The sequence below is a fragment of the Streptomyces sp. NPDC056373 genome (genome assembly GCF_042262425.1).
Classification (GTDB): domain Bacteria; phylum Actinomycetota; class Actinomycetes; order Streptomycetales; family Streptomycetaceae; genus Streptomyces.
Map to the genome: position 1 here is coordinate 301,307 of NZ_JBHJPX010000004.1, position 17,833 is coordinate 319,139.

A 17,833-nucleotide genomic window follows, 5' to 3' on the forward strand; every position below is an offset into this window, starting at 1 on the left:
AGGTAGGAAGCGCCGCACGGGTGCACTGGCACGTTCCATCCTTGCGTCGAAGCCGACGGGACGGGCGGTAGGGTGCGGACACGTGATGGTCGACAAGCGACACCCCGACCCGAGCGGAACCGCGACCGGTCCTGCCGCGGTTCGGCTGTACGGTTTCCAGCCCCCGGTCGGTACTCCGTACGGCCTTGAGGTGAGTACCGTCGAGGACTTCTTCGCCCAGCACGACGACTGGCCGTGGAACCCGCCCCGTCCGGGCCGTGCCACCTTCCACTACCTCATCGGGGTCACCGAGGGTGAGTTGCGGCACGATGTCGACTACGTCACGCGGACCGTCACCCCCGGGCAGTGGCTGTGGGTGCGTCCCGGGCACGCGCAGTGCTGGCATCCGCCCGGCGCGGCCCGCGGCCCGTTCATCCTGTTCGAACCGGACGTGCTGCGGCCCGACCCCGCCCGTCTCCTGGCCCCGCTCACCGCGCACGAGGCCCCTGCCGTACTCAGCCCGCACCCCGACGACACCGCCTGGCTCCAGCAGACGGCACTCCAGCTCCTGGACGAACACCGCGCACTGGGGCGCCGCCCCCTCGACATCCACCACGCCCTGCGGCGCAGCCTGCTCGAATCGCTGCTGCTGCGCCTGGCCAACTCCCCGGGCATCGCCCCCGTCGGCACGGCCACGGCCCACGCGGGCCGCGCCGACAGGTACGGACGCTTCCTGGACGCCCTTGAACTGCACTTTCGCGAACTGCACCAGGCCTCGGACTACGCCGAGTTGCTCGGCTGCTCGGTCCGCACCCTCAGCCGGGCCGCCCGGGACGCCACCGGCAAGGGGGTGCGTGAACTCATCGACGAGCGGCGCCTCCTGGAAGCCCGGCGCCTGCTGGGAGTTGCCCGGTGGGACGCCCGGGCCGTGGCCGCCCACCTCGGCTTCACCGACCCCGCGAACTTCGGCCGCTTCTTCCGCGACCGCACCGGCCTCACCCCGGCCGCCTTCGCGGCGGGCGAGGCGAGGACCGACGCTTGACGGAAACGCGGCGGACGCCCCTTGCTCGTCAGGAGGCGAAGGCTGTCTTCGCAATCTGCGCGTTGTCGCACCGCTCACCTGTCGAGAGCCCGCCGGATGAACTCCTCACGGGTCGCGTTGGCAGAGCGTGACACAGCCGCATGATCCACCGACATGTCGAATCCGTGGAAGGCTCCGCCCCACATGTGGAGATCAACGCTCACGCCCGCCTCTGACAGGCGGCCGGCGTAGATCAGGATCTCGTCGCGGAACCCCTCGGCCGAGCCGGTGTCGATGTAGGCGCGCGGCAGCCGGCTGAGGTCCTCAGCACGGGCCGGTGCGGCGTAGCGAGGAGATCGACTCGCTGTGCGCGATGACCTTGTCGCGCCCCGCGATCAGTTCTCAGTCGTCGGTCGTCCGGGTCTCAGTCGTCAAGGACGACGACGTGCTTGCCCGGCGTGGTGCCGGACTCGAGGTCGGCCTGGGCGTCCCGGACCTGTTCCAGGCCGTGGTAGACCTTCGCGACCGGGACATTGAGGCGTCCTTCTGCGATGGCCTGGAGCTGGTGGGCCAGGACGTCGGCCGGGAGATCGGTCGCCGCACCGTCGTAGGAGGTCAGGCGCACTCCGCCCGGGATCATGAACGGGCTGAAGTCGGGGATCGTCCACTGGCCCGCCAGGGCTCCGGTGAAGCACACTGTGCCGTGGCGACGGACGGTGCGCAGGGTGTCGGCGAGGACCGAGCAGCCCACCAGCTCAAGTGCGGCGTCGACACCGTGGGGCAGCAGCTCCCGCACCTGGCCGGCGAGGGTTCCGTCGTCGACGAGGGGATGGTCGACGCCCGCCGCCCGCAGTTCCCCGGCCCGGTCGAGGCTGCGTGTGGTGGAGATGACGGTGGCTCCGAGGTCCTTCGCGATCGCTGCCGCGCTCAGCCCGACGGTGGAGGTGCCGCCGCGGATCAGCAGCGTCTGCCCGGCCTTGAGGTCCAGCCCGCGGGTCAGGGATCCGTAGGCGGTCTGGAACATCTCCGGCAGTGCGCCGACGACCTCCCACGGCAGGGTGGTCTCGAACGGGATGACCTGCGCCGCGGGCACGGTCACGTACTGGGCATACGCGCCGTCGTACGAGCGGCCCATGCCGCCCATCATGGTGGCCACCTGCTGCCCCGGTCGCAGCCCGCTGTCATCGTCGGCCTCATCGACGATCCCGACGCCTTCGATGCCGGGGATGCGCGGGTAGGTGACCTCGGCGTCCGACTCTCCCTTGCGGGTGGTGACTTCGGATTCGTTGACGCCGAACGCCTTCACCTTGATCCGCACCCAGCCGGGCTTGCGGACGGGCACCGGCACGTCCTTGATCTGAAGTGCCTCCATGCCGCCGGGTCGTGTGACGACGACAGCCCGCATCGTCGCCGGTGCGCCGTCGCCGGCTGCTGTCGGTCGGCTCATGTCGAGTACCTCACTCCATGTGTCTCCTGCGCTGTTCCGTATCGCCCGCCGGCCATCAGGGGCGGTCGATGCCTTCCCACAGGTCGAGGACCTGCTGGTAGTGAGCGGTGCCCTCGAAGGGAGAATTGCCGACGGTTTCCGAGGTCGGCTGGTCCGTGACGGCTGGCCACAGGCGGGACTGCTCGCCGGTGGTGAAGTCGAGGACGATGTCGCGGATCCGCGTGTCACGCTCGGCCTGCTCGGCGCTGCGGCCCGGCTTTTCCTGGCCGACCAGGGCGTGCATCTCGGTGCCGTGCACGGCGGGCGCACCCGCGGCGGGGCCGATCACGAGGAGGTGGGCGTTGCCGCCGGCGGCGGCGTGGGCCAGGGCGCCGCGGGCGGCGGGGAGCGCGAAGAGGTAGTCCGCCATGACCGCGGCGCGGACCTCGGCCGGGGTACGGCCACCCTGGTCGTAGGCGTCGACGATCTTCTGCGCGCGGGAGCGGGAGATACGCCACCCCGCGACCTCGTCGACGACGCGGTCGACGGTCCCCGGGTCGAAACGGTCGAGGTCGTTCGCCACCCACCAGCCCATGTCGTCGCCGGCCATGCTCAGCAGCACGTCCACGTCGCGGTGCACGCCCGAGGCGAGTACGTCCATGGGGTGGGCGTGCACCACCGCGCCGGGCTGCCCGATGTCCAGGACGACGCCGGTGGCCTTGTTGTCCACCCCGCCGCGGACTCCGAGGTCCGTCGGGAGGACCTTGCGCAGGGCGTCCCGCAGGGAGAGCGGGTCGAGGTCGAGCACCTTCTCCGGATTGTCCGCGACACCGAGTTCGGTGACGAACCGGTGGGCGAGTTCCTCGGCCCACCAGGCCGGGATGGAGCGGGCCGGCCCGCCGGAGAACCCGGCCAGGCGCCGGTACAGGCCGTCGGCGGAGGAAGCGCCGAGCAGCCCGAAGGTGGAGTAGGCGCCGGCGCTGTGACCGTAGACGGTGACGTTGCCGGGGTCGCCGCCGAAGTGGGCGATGTTCCGCTGGATCCAGGTGAGCGCGGCGATGATGTCCTGGAGGAAGAGGTTGCTGGCTTCGGCAAGCTTCCCGCCGTATTGCGAGAGCGAGAGTGTGCCCAGGGCGCTGAGCCGGTAGTTGACGGACACGCCCACCACGCGCCCCGTCGCGGCGAGACCGGCGGCGTTCGAGGTGATCTGCGTGTTCGCGCCGACCTCGAATCCGCCCCCGTGGATGTACACCGTCACCGGGAGCGCCTTGTCGGCCGGCTCCTCGGGGGCCCACACGTTCAGGTTCAGGCAGTCCTCACCCATCCCGCTGTCTGCTTCGAGCCAGTCACCGCTGTCGGGCTGTACAGAAGACGCCCTTGCGGTCGTACGGGAGGCTCGGATCGAAGCCCGCGACCACGGGACGGCGGTACCGCTCGGCGGTGGCGTACGGGATCCCCCACCAGGACCGCACCCCTGGTGCGGTCGGAGCCTTGGGAGCGGTAGCGGTCATGACATGTCCTTCCAGCGCGATGCGGATGCTTCGCGAGGTGAGTCGGCGGCTGGTCGCTCGTGGTGACCTCTCCCATCGTTTCCCGGCATTCGACAAAGCGCCCGGCGGATGGCGGTCACCCGGTGGTCTTCAGGTGACACTTCGACAACAAGGTCTCGGTGCCGGCCATGAGCTTCTACTACATGGCCGACGGCCGGATCGTCGGCGAACGGAGCCGGCCTGACCTCATGCAAGAGGTCGGCCTCTTCCTCTTGATCCGGTGTCTTCGCGCGAACAGCGCCCGCTGCGGCGAGGCCGTTCTCCCCGTCACCGAGACTCGTACGGGTGCGGTGTTGCGGCTGCTGAGGCGGTCGAGGGAGATGCGCAGAAGGCGGCGCTCTCCTGGCCCGCATGGCTGTCGCCGGTCATCAGGGCGGCCTGGTTCAGGGAGCCGCTGAACAGAACCAGATCCTCGGCGGTGAGATCGGGGCGCAGCAGGGCGTCGTTCGTCACGAACCTCGCCCGGCTCGCGATTCCTAGTGTCCAAATCCCGCGGTGCCCAGACCTTGGCAGAGACGGGGGCCAAGCTCGGCCGACGAGCCCGCACCGCGACACCCGAGGAGGCGGCCCGCGCCGGTGACCGGGTCGTGGTGAGCATCCGCCGGCTCCCTACGGGGGCTTCCCGCAGCCGCGCTGTCGGGCAAGGTCGTGCTCGACGCCCGGCCGCTCCCACCCAGCCTGCCGATCCTCTCTGGGCCGTTTCCAGTACGGGCTGTTTCCGCCTCCCGACTCGGACCGCACCCCATTCGGACTGCCTCCGTGCCCACCCGCCGGCTCGACAAAGCCGCCTACTCGAAGGTCCCCGGGCGGCACTTCTGAATCCTCATGTCCAGCCAGCGTCCAGAATCGGGCACCAAGGCCGCACACACGCCATCCGCAGCGGCCTGCCCCATCGCCGGACCGCACCATCCGCCCAGTTCAGAGCGATATGAACCAACACCGACCGCAACGGAGCCGAACTCACGAGCAGCGGATTCAGTCCGTTCAGGCAAAATTGACGATCCGGCAGGACAAAATGAACGTTTCCGCAGGTCAGGAGCCTGCGCAAGTGGGGCGGGTGGGACTCGAACCCACGGCCGACGGATTATGAGTCCTTTGGGAATCTTGGCGGTCCTTGTCGATCAACGCTCATTCCTGACGTTTTCGCAGGCCAGACGCGCTGATCCGTGTCAGTCCTGCGTGGTGCTTGTCGATGCGTTCCTGTCCTTGTGGCCCCTCAATGGCCCCTGAGGCTCGACGAGTTGGACGCCTGCCACAGCAGCAGCCGCGTCCGCCCAGCTCAGCCGAGGGGATGGAACCCTCGCACAGCGGAGTGCCTTACCGACGCGATGATGCTCCACCCTGTACCAGGGTGGAGCATCATCGCTGACGTCACGAAGCGAATCTGTCCACCGGGCGCATGGGCCTGGGCACAGCGTGTCGATCAGGTCAGCCGAGGACGTAAGTCTCGTCACCGAAGTCAGCGACGATCTTCAACTTGCCGCCGAGCGCCTTGACATAGGCAGCGAGGGTGTCGACCTCGCTGCGCTCCAGCTGGCCCTTCTCGATGCGCGAGACGCGGGCCTGGGTGACGCCCATGGCTTCGGCCACCTGAACCTGTGTGGTGTGCTGCCGCTTCCGCAACTCGGCGAGGCGGTGCACACGGGAGGCCAGGACCATCGCCTGCGCCCCCTTCTGGATCTGGTCCTTTTCGGCATCGGTGAAGGCGAAATCCTCGGCCAGGTCTCCCCAGGAGACAGCCTGCGGATCCTTGAGGTGATCAGTCATCGTGCCTCGTCCTCTCCATCGATTCGCTTCAGATGCTCCGCGTACGCCTGCTCCGCCTGGGGCACCGCGACGCGGTACCAACCTGACCAGTTGCCCGCCTTGTCACCGCCGACCAGGATCACTGCCTGGCGGTCCGGGTCGAACACGAACAACAACCGCACTTCCGTAGCCCCTGCCGAGCCGGGGCGGAGCTCCTTGAGGTTCGACAGCTCCGAGCCCTTGATCGTGTCCACCAGAGGCCGGCCCAGCGCGGGACCTTCCTCCTGAAGGGCAGTGACAGCCTGGCTGACCTGGATCAGGGTGTCGCGGTCAGTACGGCGCAGGCCGTGAAGCCACGAAAGAGCCGGCTCGACCACGACAATCTTCCAAGCCATGCACACACCCCCAGCTGCAAATTATTACACCAGCAGCATACACCACTGACGTCATAATTAGAGTGGCTACCGTTCTCGCAGTACGGACGCGCCACTACCGATCCCCCACGATGCCGGCGACGGCCTCCTGCCACTCGACGCCAAGCGGCGGCCGTTCAGCCGTCCACCGAGCACATGGCGATCGATGCGCACTGTCTGCCGTGGACCCACACAGAGAGGCCAACGACGTACTACTGCCCCCTCATGGCCCAGGAGCCGTTCAGTCGCTCGGCCACATGCCCCGCGAGAAGGGCGACCCGGGTCCCGTCCGACCGCCGAAGGGAAACCTGTTGGACCGTGAGGTCGTCACGCAAGCACAGCAAGCGGACAGGTGGTGGTACCGACCCTGAACGACCGCTCGTCAACAGAGAAATCCGCGACCAGGCCGGGCCGTACGGCGCGCCAGGCCTCCCGCTGGAACAGCCGGACACCGAGCCGTTGGCTCGACTGGAGGAGAGGGTCGCGGAGCAGGCTGACCGGCGGCCAACCGCGAGCCGACCCGAGCCCCGGGCAAAAAGAAGCCGCACACCGCCGGCCGGGGCCCGACCGGCCCGTCTTCCAGCTTCCAATCGAGGTAGCCCGTGGCGGGGGAAGGTGCGCTCCGGCGGGGCGCCTCCCACTTCGACCGCCGCCCCGAAGAGACCGACGCGACCACGACCGCCCTCGCCCAGCGCGATCGACAGCAAATACTTGGCTAGCCACATGTTTGCTGTTACGGTAATTATGTGTCCAGCCACCTAAATGGGTGGGGCGCGAGAGGAGTCGTCATGAAAGCCATCCTGTTCGACCGTTTCGGAGGCACGGAAGTGCTGTACGAGGCGGACGTCGAGGTCCCGCAGCCCGGCCCCGGGCAGGTCCGCGTCCGGGTCAAGGCGGCCGGCCTGAACGCGCTGGACGGCAAGATCCGCTCCGGGATGATGGAGGCCGTCCGCCCGACGACCTTCCCCGCGGTCCCCGGTGGCGAGCTCGCCGGCGTGGTGGACGCCCTGGGTGAGGGCGTGACGGACGTGAAGGTGGGTGACGAGGTGCAGGGCTGGTCGGACACCGGCTCGTACGCCCAGTACGCGCTGGCCACCACCGTGGCCCCCAAGCCCGCCGGACTCGACTGGCAGCACGCGGTCGCGCTGCCGGTGGCGGGCGAGACGGCCGAGCGGGTCCTGAACCTGCTCGGTGTCGCCGCCGGGGAGACCGTGCTGATGCACGGCGCGTCCGGAGCGGTGGGAACCCTGGCGGTCCAGCTCGCCACGGCCCGCGGAGCGCGCGTGATTGCCACCGCAGGCCCCTCCAACCAGGACTATCTCACCTCGCTCGGCGCCACCGCGACCGTGTACGGCGAGGGCCTGGTCGAGCGGGTGCGGGCGCTGGCCCCCGAAGGCGTGGACGCGGTGTTCGACCTGGCCGGGAAGGGCGCCCTGGAGGACTCCGTCACCCTGCGGGGCAGCACCGAGCGCATCGTCACCATCGCCGACTTCGGTGCACGACAGCTGGGCATCACCTTCTCCCAGGGGTCCCCGGAACGCTCGACCGCCCGCCTCGCCGCCCTGGCCCAGGACGCCGCGGCCGGCAAGCTCGTCACCACCGTCACCGCCTACCCGCTCGACAAGGCGGCCAAGGCCCAGAAGGTCAGCGACGCCGGGCACGTGCGGGGCAAGCTCGTCCTGAACGTCGACTGAGCACGCCCCCCGGCCTCCACACGACCACCCGCTGCCTTTCGGTGACCGGCCGGTCACCGCCCTGTCGAAGGACCCCTCATGCTGCACTCCCTGTGGACACCGACCACCGTCGGTGACATCTCCCTCCCGCACCGACTGGTCATGGCCCCCATGACCCGTGACCGCTCCACGCCTGAAGGCGTACCGAACGAGCTGAACGCCGAGTACTACGCCCAGAGGGCCTCGCACGCGCTCATCATCACTGAGGGAACCCAGCCCTCCGCCGATGGCCAGGGCTACCTCCTCACTCCCGGCATCCACAATGACGAGCAGATCGCCGGGTGGCGCAAGGTCACCGACGCCGTGCACGCAGCGGATGGCCGGATCGTCATCCAGCTGATGCACACCGGACGCATCGCCCACCCCGACAACACCCCCCACGGTCGGCAGCCGGTCGCCCCGTCGGCGATCCGGCCGCAGGGCGTGATGTTCACCGCGTCCGGGCCCCAGGAGATGCCGGCACCCCGTGCTCTGTCGACGCAGGAGGTCGCTGCGACCGTCGACGACTTCCGCCGCGCCGCTGCGGCTGCCGTCGCGGCAGGCGCCGACGGCGTGGAGATCCACGGCGCCAACGGCTACCTGGTGCACCAGTTCCTGTCCGACAACACCAACCAGCGCACCGACGGCTACGGCGGCTCGATCGAGGGCCGCATCCGCTTCGCCGTCGAGGTGGCCGCTGCCGTGGCCGACGAGATCGGCGCCGAGCGCACCGGTATCCGTATCTCCCCCGGCAACCCCTACAACGACATCGCCGAGTCGGACACCGCCGAGCTGTATCCGGCGCTCCTGCGCGCCCTGAGCCCGCTCGATCTGGCATACCTCCACGTGATGCACGCGGGCGACGAGGAGCTGCTGGGCACCCTGCGCGCACTGTGGCCGACCACCCTGATCCTCAACCGGGCCGGCACCGACCTGCCCACCCGCGCCAAGGACATCGACCACGGCGTGGCTGACCTCGTCTCCGTCGGCGCCCTCGCGCTTGCCAACCCGGACCTGGTCGAGCGGCTACGCTCTGACGCGCCGCTGAACACCCCCGACCCGGCGACCTTCTACGGCGGCGGAGTGGCCGGCTACACCGACTACCCCACCCACACCGTCTGAGGACCCGCATCATGCCCGCCTCCACACACCGCGCCCCCTCTACAGCCAGCGAGGGGCCGATGAGCTACGCGATCTTCCAGCTCGCCCGCGCCCACCGCGCCCGCGCCGGCGTCATGCTCCGTGAGATGGACCTGCATCCCGGACAGGAACTGCTGCTGATGCAACTCCTCGACCGGGACGGCCAGTCCCAGTCCGAGCTGCTGGCGAGCGTCGGCCTGGACCACTCCACCGTGTCCAAGTCCCTGCGCCGTATGCAGGACGCCGGTCTGCTCGTCCGTGAGCCGGCCGAACACGACCGGCGTGTCATGGTCGTGCACCTCACCGACAAGGGCCGTGCCATGCGCGAGCCCATCGCGGCCATGTGGCGGGCCCTGGAGGAGACCTCCGCGCTCAATCTGTCGGCGCAGCAGGCGGAGTCCTTCGTCCGCACCGCCTACGCGATCGCCGACGCGATCAACAACCCCGCTCTTCCGCGGGACGAGTCCGAGTAACTCCCCTAGACCCGCACCCCGGTCCGGCCTGGAGTGCGCCTCGTTCCCGGCGTTCTTGCGAAGTGGCGAGCCGTTCCGGCGCCTGTGGCGGAACCCGCCCGCTGCCCCCGCGTACGCAGTGAGGACGGGGGCGGGCGGGGGTGAGCGGGGCCCCAGCGTCAGGGGCAAGCACGAGCTGTCCCGGTGCAAGCAGGACGGAACTCTTCCGGGGACGGGGCAGCGCCCAAGGGCAACACCCCGCGGGCCCGGCGAGCCCTTCCCCCGTCGCCGGCCCAACGGCCGGCCGCCATCGGGACGGACGCATCACCCGCCCCCGGGTCACCGTCGACCTCCTCAAGCTCCCCACCAGGCCGCCGGTGACCCGCGCCGCGGACCCGCCCACCACAGGGCCGCCCCCTGAGCGACCCGGGTCGAAAGCACCCACGTCCCTGGCCACCCACGTCCCCGACCGTCCCTCCCCCGCCCACCCCATCCCCACCACTGACCTGATGGAAGGCGAGACCCCCATGACCACCACCCTCCCCGTCCTCGTCGTCGGCGCGACCGGCTCCCTCGGTGGCAAGGTCGTCGACGAACTGCTGGGGCGCGGTAAGTACGTCCGCGCCCTGGTCCGGCCGACCACCGACGCGAACAGGCTCCAAACCCGGGGTGTCGAGATCGCCCGCGGCGACATGCTCGACCTCGACTCGCTCGTCGCCGCCATGAACGGCGCCGATGCCGTCATCACCACCGCTGCCGGCTACACCCGCGGCGGCAGGAACGCGCACGACATCGACACCGTCGGCAACGCCAACCTCGCCGAGGCCGCCCACCGCACCGGCATCCGGCGGTTCGTCCTGACCAGCATCCTCACCAGCGACCAGACGCCCCAGGTCCCGCACTTCTGGCACAAGAAGCTCGCCGAGGACAAGCTGGAACAGCTCGGCGTCCCGTTCCTCGCACTGCGGCCGGGGGCCTTCCTCGACCAGATCGCGACCATGGCGGGCAACCCGATCGACAAGGGCCGCCTGACGTGGATCGGCAAGACCACCGTCCCGCTGACCTTCGTCCACACCTCCGACCTCGCGGCGTACCTGGCGGCCGCCGTCGACGCCGAGGCGGACAACGGTGAACGCATCGACATCGGCTGGGACCGTCCGGTCAGCACGCGCGAGATGGCCGACCTGATGGGCAACCGGGCCGGAACGAAGATCAAGGTACGGGCCGTCCCGTCCGTCGTCGCCCGCACCGCAGGAGCCGTCGCCGGACGCTTCATGCCCCTGGTCAAGGACATGGCCGCGATGTTCAGCTGGTTCGACACCGGCCGTTACGTCGCCGACCCCCGCCGCCAGGAGCAGCTGTTCGGCCCCGCCCCCGCCACCGAGGACGTCCTCGGCCGGTACACCGACGAGCTGGCCACGGCGCAGCACCGGTGACCAGCCCGCATGCCGGTCCGGCCGCCCGGGCGGGGCCCACCGGTGAGTGGGAGGAACCGCTCTGACAGAGCGTCGTACATTCCTGCCGCACCCGGAATGGGACCTGCCTGGCCGACTGGCCGGGCTTCACCTGAACTGGCAAAACCACGGCACCTGCCGCGGTGGCAGCGGTTCCTTACAGCCAGGAGTTCTCCAGGCGAGCGACTGTGGCGCGAGGCCAGCCGAGAGGGGCCGTTTCCTTGCCCCTCAGCCATCGCCGGGACCCTTCCTCAGCAGCGACAGGTTCTCCACAGCACAGACGGCAGCCGACGTCGCCCTACCGCGTCCGCGCACCGTCGCGCCGGTATCAGCACTGCCTCCGCCGCCGGCCCGGTACTCAATTGTCCGCCCTGCGGATGGCTGCCCCAGCCACGCAACCATCAAATGGGACAACGAATCGACCCCGAAACCCCGTCGGCCTGGACACGTCTGCGCCGTCCCGGCCCCTGTACGGCCCCTGGGTCCTGGCATCGGCCCTAAGGGCAGCCGCCCGGACCACGAGCGACACCCTCGATCATCTACTCAGCCGCAGGTCAGAGGGTTTGGAGCTCCCCCGACCGCCGTCGGCCTCCAAACCCACGAGCAGCGGATTCAGTCCGTCCAGGCAAAGTTGACGATCCAACAGCCAAAAATGAACGTTTCCGCAGGTCACAGCCCTGCGCAAGTGGGGCGGGTGGGACTCGAACCCACGGCCGACGGATTATGAGTCCGCTGCTCTAACCGGCTGAGCTACCGCCCCATAGCGGCGTGTCGCGTACATGTGTGCGCGCCGTCTGCCGCAGCATAGCCGCTCATACGATCTCCTGCTTCGGGTGGGCGGCTTCGCACGGCCTACGTGACCTTGAGGACTGCGCCGGGTGCCGCGCGGTTCCCGGGACAGCGGAACGGACACGAAAAAGGACCCCTGCGTGGGGTCCTTTTTCGACCTGCTCCCCCGACTGGACTCGAACCAGTAACCTGCCGGTTAACAGCCGGCTGCTCTGCCAATTGAGCTACGGAGGACCGAGCTCCCCGGACTGGACTCGAACCAGTAACCTGCCGGTTAACAGCCGGCTGCTCTGCCAATTGAGCTACCGAGGAAGGTCTCGTTTGCATCGAACGCACCTACCTGGGTATCCGCCAGGGGGCGCGCGCTCGCTGCGACACATACATTAGCGCAAGCAGGGGGGTGCTTTGCCAATCGGTACTCCCCGGCGCCGTCACCGCACCGGAGATCTACGCAAGGGAAGGGTGGCCGCCATGCGTTACCGGCTCACGTTCGTCGCCGGAGTCGTCCTTGGTTACGTGCTGGGCACGAGGGCCGGACGCGAGCGCTACGAGCAGTTGAAGAAGTCAGCCCGGCAGTTCGCGCAGAACCCTGCCGTGCGCAACACCGCGGAGACGGCGGCCCACCAGGGCCGTGAGTTCGCGGGCAAGGCGTACCACGTGGTGAGCGACAAGGTCGGCGACCGGGTCCCCGAGTCGGTGGCGGACCGCGTCCGCCATCTGCGCGACCGAGCCACCCACAACGGGGGCGAGGACGACTGGGGCACGAGCAACACCTGATCTCCTGATGCCGAGCAGGGTCACGCCCCTGAAAGGGGCGCGGGGAACTGCGCGACCAGCCACGACGAGCCCGCACTCGAAACCCGGCGACACCCCCCACGGCGCCCATGGCCCGACCCCATGGGAGCGTGCGGCAGAATTTTGGCCATGGGGATAGTCGCCGGGTTGGACAGTTCACCCGATTTCACTCGTATCGTCGTCTGTGACACGGACTCCGGAGCCGTGCTCAGGCAGGGATATGCGCCGCATCCGGTGGAGAGCCCCGAGGGCGGCGGCCGTCCGTCGGACGTCGACCCGCAGGCCTGGCTGCTCTCCCTGGGCGAGGCCGCGGGCGGTGGGCTGCTGGAGGGGGTGCAGGCGATCGGCGTCTCGGCGCAGCAGAACGCCGTCGTGCCGCTGGACGCGCAGGGCAACACCGTGCGGCCGGCGATGGTCGGCGGTGACAAGCGCACGCAGGTCGCCGCGGCCGATCTGATCGACGCGCTCGGCGGGCGCGAGGCGTGGGCGCAGGCGGTGGGGTGTGTGCCGCAGGCCGCCCAGCCGATCACGAAGCTGCGCTGGCTGGCCCGCACCGAGCCGGAGAACGCGCAGCGCACCGCGATCCTCCTCCAGGCGCACGACTGGCTGGTGTGGCAGCTGCTGGGCCGGCCGGTCAGGAGAACCACCGACCGGGGCGGCGCGTCCGGCACCGGTTACTGGTCGGCGGCCACCGGTGGCTACCGGCCCGACCTCGTGGAGCTGGCGCTCGGCCATCAGGTGATGCTGCCGGAGGTGATCGGCCCGGCGGACGCGGCCGGTACGACGCCGGAGGGGCTGCTGATCTCCGTGGGAACCGGCGAGACCATGGCGGCGGCGTTCGGTCTGGGCATCGGCCTCGGCGACGCGGTGGTGTCGCTCGGCGCGTCCGGGTCCGTGATGGCCGTGCACCCCGAGGCGCTGGTCGACGGGTCCGGGATGATCACGGCGCTCGCGGACGCGACCGGCATGCACCTGCCCGTCGTCACCACGCTGAACGCCGTACGGACGCTGCGCGGGGCCTCCGAGCTGCTGGGGCTGCCGGATCTGGAGAGCTTGTCCGACCTGGCGATGAAGTCGACGCCGGGGTCGCACGGGCTGGTGCTGCTGCCCTATCTGGAAGGCGAGCGGACGCCGAATCTGCCGCACACCGCCGGAACCCTGGCCGGGCTCAGGCGCGAGTCGATGAAGGCGGAGCACCTGGCGCGGGCGGCGTTCGAGGGGATGCTCTGCGGGCTCGCGGACGCGCTGGACGTGCTGCGCGGCCGGGGTGTGGAGGTGCGGCGGGTGTTCCTGCTCGGGCCGGCCGCCGAACTGCCCGCCGTGCAGGCCGCGGCGCCCATGCTGTTCGGGACGCAGGTCGTGGTGCCGCAGCCCGCGGACTACGCGGCGATCGGCGCCGCCCGCCAGGCCGCCTGGGCGCTGGGCGCCTCGCAGGGCACGCTCGACGTGCGCAACCCGCCGGCCTGGCAGGGCGCGGTGGCGCAGGTGCTGGAGCCCGGGGACGAGCTGGCCGTGGGGCAGGCGGTGCGGCAGCAGTTCGTGGCGGTGCGGGAGCAGACGCACCCCGGTGCCCTCTGAGGGGATCGACCGCCTGTTGGGTTAATTCGGTTGAGGTAACGCGGGTGGAGTGTTCGACGATAGGGGCCAGGGGCAACCACTCGCCCCGTCGTCCACTCCGAGAGAAGCAGCGTGCTCATACGACTTCTGCGGACCTGTCTCAGGCCCTACAAGAGACCCATCGCTCTCCTGGTGCTGCTGCAGTTCCTGCAGACCTGCGCCACGCTCTACCTGCCCACGCTGAACGCCGACATCATCGACAAGGGTGTCGTGAACGGCGACACCGGCTACATCCTGGGCTACGGCGGCCTGATGATCGGCATCTCGCTCGTCCAGGTCGTGTGCAACATCGGCGCCGTGTACTACGGGGCCCGTACGGCGTCGGCGCTGGGGCGCGATCTGCGGGCGTCCGTGTTCGACCGGGTGCAGTCGTTCTCCGCGCGTGAGGTCGGTCACTTCGGGGCGCCGTCGCTGATCACGCGGACGACGAACGACGTCCAGCAGGTGCAGATGCTGGCGCTGATGACGTTCACGCTGCTGGTGTCGGCGCCGATCATGTGCGTGGGCGGCATCGTGCTGGCGCTCGGTCTCGATGTGCCGCTGTCCGGGGTGCTGGTGGCGGTCGTGCCGGTGCTGGGCATCTGCGTGACGCTGATCGTGCGGCGGCTGCGGCCGCTGTTCCGGGCGATGCAGGAGCGGCTGGACTCGGTGAACCAGGTGCTGCGCGAGCAGATCACCGGCAACCGCGTGATCCGGGCCTTCGTCCGGGACGAGTACGAGCAGCAGCGCTTCCGGAAGGCCAACACCGATCTCACCGACTTCGCGCTGGGCACCGGCAACCTGCTCGCGCTGATGTTCCCGATCGTCATGACGGTGGTGAACCTGTCGTCGATCGCCGTGGTGTGGTTCGGCGCGCACCGGATCGACAGCGGCGGGATGCAGATCGGCGACCTGACGGCGTTCCTGGCCTATCTGATGCAGATCGTCATGTCCGTGATGATGGCCACCTTCATGTTCATGATGGTGCCGCGCGCGGAGGTGTGCGCCGAGCGGATCCACGAGGTGCTGGACACCTCCTCCAGCGTCGTGCCGCCGTCGGCGCCGGTGCGGGAGCTGCGCCGGCACGGGCACCTGGAGATCCGCGGGGCGGGCTTCCGCTATCCGGGTGCCGAGGAGCCGGTGCTGCGGGCAGTGGACCTCGTGGCCCGGCCGGGTGAGACGACCGCGGTCATCGGCTCGACCGGCAGCGGCAAGTCCACACTCCTCGGGCTGGTGCCGCGGCTGTTCGACGCGACCGAGGGGCAGGTGCTCGTCGACGGCGTGGAGGTGGCGGAGATCGACCCGCAGCTGCTCGCCAGGACCGTCGGGATGGTGCCGCAGAAGCCGTATCTGTTCGCGGGGACGGTGGCGACCAACCTCCGCTACGGCAATCCGGACGCCACCGACGAGGAGCTGTGGCACGCGCTGGAGGTGGCGCAGGCCAAGGACTTCGTGGAGCGGCTGGAGAGCGGTCTCGACTCGCCGATCTCGCAGGGTGGGACGAACGTCTCCGGTGGTCAGCGCCAGCGGCTCGCGATCGCCCGCACGCTGGTGCAGCGGCCCGAGATCTACCTCTTCGACGACTCGTTCTCCGCGCTCGACTACGCCACGGACGCCGCGCTGCGGGCCGCGCTCACGCAGGAGACCTCGGAGGCGACCGTCGTGATCGTCGCGCAGCGGGTGGCGACCATCCGGGACGCCGACCGGATCGTCGTCCTGGACGAGGGCCGGGTCGTCGGGACCGGCCGCCACCACGAGCTGATGGCGGACAACGAGACCTACCGGGAGATCGTGCTCTCCCAGCTCACGGAAGCGGAGGCTGCCTGATGGCGGGGCCCATGGGGCGGATGATGGCCGGGGGCGGCCCCGATTCCCGCTCGCTCGACTTCAAGGGGTCGGGCAAGCGGCTCGTCGCGCGGTTCCGGCCGGAGCGCGTGACCATCTACCTGCTGCTGCTGTGCGTGGTGCTCAGCGTCGGCCTGAACGTCGTCGGGCCGAAGATCCTCGGCAAGGCGACCGACCTGGTCTTCGCGGGCATCGTCGGCCGGGGCATGCCGGAAGGGGCGAGCAAGGAGCAGGTCCTCGACTCCATGCGGCAGCGCGGGGACGGTGACGTCGCCGACATGCTGCGCAGCACGGACTTCACCCCGGGCGAGGGCATCGACTTCACGGCCGTCGGGCATGTGCTGCTGCTCGCGCTGGGCGTGTTCACGGTGGCCGGGCTGCTGATGGCGGTGGCGACACGGCTGGTGAACCGGGCCGTGAACCGGACCATGTTCCGGATGCGGGAGGACGTGCAGACGAAGCTGTCGCGGCTGCCGTTGTCGTACTTCGACCAGCGCCAGCGCGGTGAGGTGCTGTCCCGGGCGACGAACGACATCGACAACATCGGGCAGACCCTCCAGCAGTCGATGGGCCAGCTCATCAACTCGGTGCTGACGATCATCGGCGTGCTCGCGATGATGTTCTACGTCTCCTGGATCCTCGCGCTGGTCGCGCTGGTGACCGTGCCCCTGTCGTTCGTCGTGGCCACGCGCATCGGCAAGCGGTCGCAGCCGCACTTCGTGCAGCAGTGGCGCTCGACGGGCAAGCTGAACGCGCACATCGAGGAGATGTACACCGGGCACGCGCTGGTGAAGGTGTTCGGGCGGCAGGAGGAGTCGGCGCGGCAGTTCGCCGAGCAGAACGACGCGCTGTACGAGGCGGGGTTCAAGGCGCAGTTCAACAGCGGGGTCATGCAGCCGCTGATGATGTTCGTGTCGAACCTGAACTACGTGCTGGTGGCGGTCGTGGGCGGCCTGCGGGTCGCCTCGGGTTCGCTGTCGATCGGTGATGTGCAGGCGTTCATCCAGTACTCGCGGCAGTTCTCCATGCCGCTGACGCAGGTCGCCTCGATGGCGAACCTGGTGCAGTCGGGTGTCGCCTCGGCGGAGCGGGTCTTCGAGCTGCTCGACGCGCAGGAGCAGGAAGCGGACCCGGTGCCGGGTGTGCGCCCCGAGGAGCTGCGCGGGCAGGTGGCGCTGGAGCACGTGTCGTTCCGCTACGACCCCGACAAGCCGCTCATCGAGGACCTGTCGCTGAAGGTGGAGCCGGGGCACACGGTCGCCATCGTCGGCCCGACCGGCGCCGGCAAGACCACGCTGGTCAACCTGCTGATGCGGTTCTACGACGTCACCGGCGGGCGCATCACGCTCGACGGGGTCGACATCGGGCGGATGTCGCGGGACGAACTGCGGGCCGGGATCGGCATGGTGCTGCAGGACACCTGGCTGTTCGGCGGCACGATCGCGGAGAACATCGCGTACGGCGCGTCCCGGGAGGTCACCCGCGGGGAGATCGAGGAGGCGGCCCGGGCGGCGCACGCGGACCGGTTCGTCCGGACGCTGCCGGACGGGTACGACACGGTGATCGACGACGAGGGCACCGGTGTCAGTGCCGGTGAGAAGCAGCTGATCACCATCGCCCGGGCGTTCCTGTCCGACCCGGTGATCCTGGTGCTGGACGAGGCGACCAGTTCGGTCGACACCCGTACGGAGGTCCTCATTCAGAAGGCCATGGCGAAACTCGCCCACGGCCGCACGTCGTTCGTCATCGCGCACCGCCTGTCGACGATCCGGGACGCGGACACGATCCTCGTCATGGAGAACGGGTCGATCGTCGAGCAGGGCGCGCACGAGGAGCTGCTGACGGCGGGCGGGGCGTATGCGCGGCTGTACAAGGCGCAGTTCGCGCAGGCGGTGGCGGAAGTGGACTGAGTCGC

15 protein-coding genes, 3 tRNA genes and 1 pseudogene are annotated in these 17,833 nt (G+C 69.7%); 9 read left to right on the plus strand and 10 right to left on the minus strand.

The features are described from left to right. Positions 1–190 precede the first annotated feature (190 nt). A complete protein-coding gene (locus ACFCXS_RS10520) occupies positions 191–1,021 on the plus strand; it encodes a helix-turn-helix domain-containing protein (protein WP_376642865.1) in 831 nt (276 codons plus the stop codon). A 74-nt stretch (positions 1,022–1,095) separates the two neighbouring features. Here ACFCXS_RS10520 and ACFCXS_RS10525 read toward each other — a convergent pair. The 7 genes and pseudogenes from ACFCXS_RS10525 to ACFCXS_RS10555 all read right to left on the minus strand — a co-directional run. After that, a pseudogene (locus tag ACFCXS_RS10525) lies at positions 1,096–1,353 on the minus strand (alpha/beta hydrolase); the annotation flags it as partial. 71 nt (positions 1,354–1,424) lie between these two features. Next, positions 1,425–2,447 (minus strand): alcohol dehydrogenase catalytic domain-containing protein, encoded by a 1,023-nt coding sequence (locus tag ACFCXS_RS10530; RefSeq protein ID WP_376642867.1) that lies wholly within the window; start codon positions 2,445–2,447, stop codon positions 1,425–1,427. 55 nt (positions 2,448–2,502) lie between these two features. Then, complete coding sequence (locus ACFCXS_RS10535; protein WP_376643029.1) at positions 2,503–3,828, minus strand: carboxylesterase family protein; 1,326 nt, start codon at positions 3,826–3,828, stop codon at positions 2,503–2,505. Beyond that, positions 3,773–3,937, minus strand: a complete 165-nt coding sequence (locus ACFCXS_RS10540) for a hypothetical protein (protein WP_376642869.1) — start codon at positions 3,935–3,937, stop codon at positions 3,773–3,775. Before ACFCXS_RS10540 ends, ACFCXS_RS10535 begins: the two co-directional genes overlap by 56 nt. Positions 3,938–4,243: 306 nt before the next feature. Further along, the gene (locus tag ACFCXS_RS10545; protein WP_376642871.1) at positions 4,244–4,429 is read right to left on the minus strand and encodes a hypothetical protein; all 186 of its coding nucleotides are present in this window, start codon (positions 4,427–4,429) and stop codon (positions 4,244–4,246) included. 975 nt (positions 4,430–5,404) lie between these two features. Next, the gene (locus ACFCXS_RS10550; protein WP_079662454.1) at positions 5,405–5,743 is read right to left on the minus strand and encodes a helix-turn-helix domain-containing protein; all 339 of its coding nucleotides are present in this window, start codon (positions 5,741–5,743) and stop codon (positions 5,405–5,407) included. After that, the gene (locus tag ACFCXS_RS10555) at positions 5,740–6,117 is read right to left on the minus strand and encodes a type II toxin-antitoxin system RelE/ParE family toxin (protein WP_376642874.1); all 378 of its coding nucleotides are present in this window, start codon (positions 6,115–6,117) and stop codon (positions 5,740–5,742) included. Before ACFCXS_RS10555 ends, ACFCXS_RS10550 begins: the two co-directional genes overlap by 4 nt. Before the next feature lie 806 nt (positions 6,118–6,923). Here ACFCXS_RS10555 and ACFCXS_RS10560 point away from each other — a divergent pair. From ACFCXS_RS10560 to ACFCXS_RS10575, 4 genes are all read left to right on the plus strand, one after another. Continuing rightward, positions 6,924–7,829 (plus strand): NADP-dependent oxidoreductase, encoded by a 906-nt coding sequence (locus ACFCXS_RS10560; protein WP_376642875.1) that lies wholly within the window; start codon positions 6,924–6,926, stop codon positions 7,827–7,829. Positions 7,830–7,907: 78 nt separating this feature from the next. After that, positions 7,908–8,969, plus strand: coding sequence for an alkene reductase (locus ACFCXS_RS10565; protein ID WP_376642876.1), 1,062 nt, complete (start codon positions 7,908–7,910; stop codon positions 8,967–8,969). Positions 8,970–8,980: 11 nt separating this feature from the next. Beyond that, positions 8,981–9,460 carry a MarR family winged helix-turn-helix transcriptional regulator gene (locus ACFCXS_RS10570; protein WP_376642877.1) on the plus strand — a complete coding sequence of 160 codons (480 nt, stop codon included), beginning with the start codon at positions 8,981–8,983 and terminating at the stop codon, positions 9,458–9,460. 506 nt (positions 9,461–9,966) lie between these two features. Then, a complete protein-coding gene (locus ACFCXS_RS10575; RefSeq protein ID WP_376642878.1) occupies positions 9,967–10,875 on the plus strand; it encodes an SDR family oxidoreductase in 909 nt (302 codons plus the stop codon). Positions 10,876–11,579: 704 nt separating this feature from the next. Here the strand turns inward: ACFCXS_RS10575 and ACFCXS_RS10580 are convergent. The 3 genes from ACFCXS_RS10580 to ACFCXS_RS10590 form a co-directional block, all read right to left on the minus strand. Beyond that, positions 11,580–11,653, minus strand: a tRNA-Ile gene (locus ACFCXS_RS10580). Positions 11,654–11,843: 190 nt separating this feature from the next. Further along, a tRNA-Asn gene (locus ACFCXS_RS10585) sits at positions 11,844–11,916 on the minus strand. 5 nt (positions 11,917–11,921) lie between these two features. Further along, positions 11,922–11,994: transfer RNA gene (locus ACFCXS_RS10590), tRNA-Asn, on the minus strand. A gap of 159 nt (positions 11,995–12,153) precedes the next feature. Here ACFCXS_RS10590 and ACFCXS_RS10595 point away from each other — a divergent pair. The 4 genes from ACFCXS_RS10595 to ACFCXS_RS10610 all read left to right on the plus strand — a co-directional run bounded on the left by ACFCXS_RS10595 (position 12,154) and on the right by ACFCXS_RS10610 (position 17,828). Beyond that, positions 12,154–12,459 carry a YtxH domain-containing protein gene (locus ACFCXS_RS10595; protein ID WP_031131155.1) on the plus strand — a complete coding sequence of 102 codons (306 nt, stop codon included), beginning with the start codon at positions 12,154–12,156 and terminating at the stop codon, positions 12,457–12,459. 147 nt (positions 12,460–12,606) lie between these two features. After that, positions 12,607–14,055 carry an FGGY-family carbohydrate kinase gene (locus ACFCXS_RS10600; protein WP_376642879.1) on the plus strand — a complete coding sequence of 483 codons (1,449 nt, stop codon included), beginning with the start codon at positions 12,607–12,609 and terminating at the stop codon, positions 14,053–14,055. A 111-nt stretch (positions 14,056–14,166) separates the two neighbouring features. Next, complete coding sequence (locus ACFCXS_RS10605) at positions 14,167–15,900, plus strand: ABC transporter ATP-binding protein (protein ID WP_376642880.1); 1,734 nt, start codon at positions 14,167–14,169, stop codon at positions 15,898–15,900. Then, the gene (locus tag ACFCXS_RS10610) at positions 15,900–17,828 is read left to right on the plus strand and encodes an ABC transporter ATP-binding protein (RefSeq protein WP_376642881.1); all 1,929 of its coding nucleotides are present in this window, start codon (positions 15,900–15,902) and stop codon (positions 17,826–17,828) included. The genes ACFCXS_RS10605 and ACFCXS_RS10610 overlap by 1 nt, the downstream gene beginning before the upstream one ends. The last annotated feature ends 5 nt before the right edge of the window (positions 17,829–17,833 follow it).

Coding starts and splice junctions, on each gene's coding strand:
- ACFCXS_RS10540 (WP_376642869.1), bottom strand. CDS start 3,937: ATGACCGCTACCGCTCCCAAGGCTCCGACCGCACCAGGGGTGCGGTCC.
- ACFCXS_RS10550 (WP_079662454.1), bottom strand. CDS start 5,743: ATGACTGATCACCTCAAGGATCCGCAGGCTGTCTCCTGGGGAGACCTG.
- ACFCXS_RS10530 (WP_376642867.1), bottom strand. CDS start 2,447: ATGAGCCGACCGACAGCAGCCGGCGACGGCGCACCGGCGACGATGCGG.
- ACFCXS_RS10565 (WP_376642876.1), top strand. CDS start 7,908: ATGCTGCACTCCCTGTGGACACCGACCACCGTCGGTGACATCTCCCTC.
- ACFCXS_RS10600 (WP_376642879.1), top strand. CDS start 12,607: ATGGGGATAGTCGCCGGGTTGGACAGTTCACCCGATTTCACTCGTATC.
- ACFCXS_RS10595 (WP_031131155.1), top strand. CDS start 12,154: ATGCGTTACCGGCTCACGTTCGTCGCCGGAGTCGTCCTTGGTTACGTG.
- ACFCXS_RS10560 (WP_376642875.1), top strand. CDS start 6,924: ATGAAAGCCATCCTGTTCGACCGTTTCGGAGGCACGGAAGTGCTGTAC.
- ACFCXS_RS10555 (WP_376642874.1), bottom strand. CDS start 6,117: ATGGCTTGGAAGATTGTCGTGGTCGAGCCGGCTCTTTCGTGGCTTCAC.
- ACFCXS_RS10575 (WP_376642878.1), top strand. CDS start 9,967: ATGACCACCACCCTCCCCGTCCTCGTCGTCGGCGCGACCGGCTCCCTC.
- ACFCXS_RS10570 (WP_376642877.1), top strand. CDS start 8,981: ATGCCCGCCTCCACACACCGCGCCCCCTCTACAGCCAGCGAGGGGCCG.
- ACFCXS_RS10610 (WP_376642881.1), top strand. CDS start 15,900: ATGGCGGGGCCCATGGGGCGGATGATGGCCGGGGGCGGCCCCGATTCC.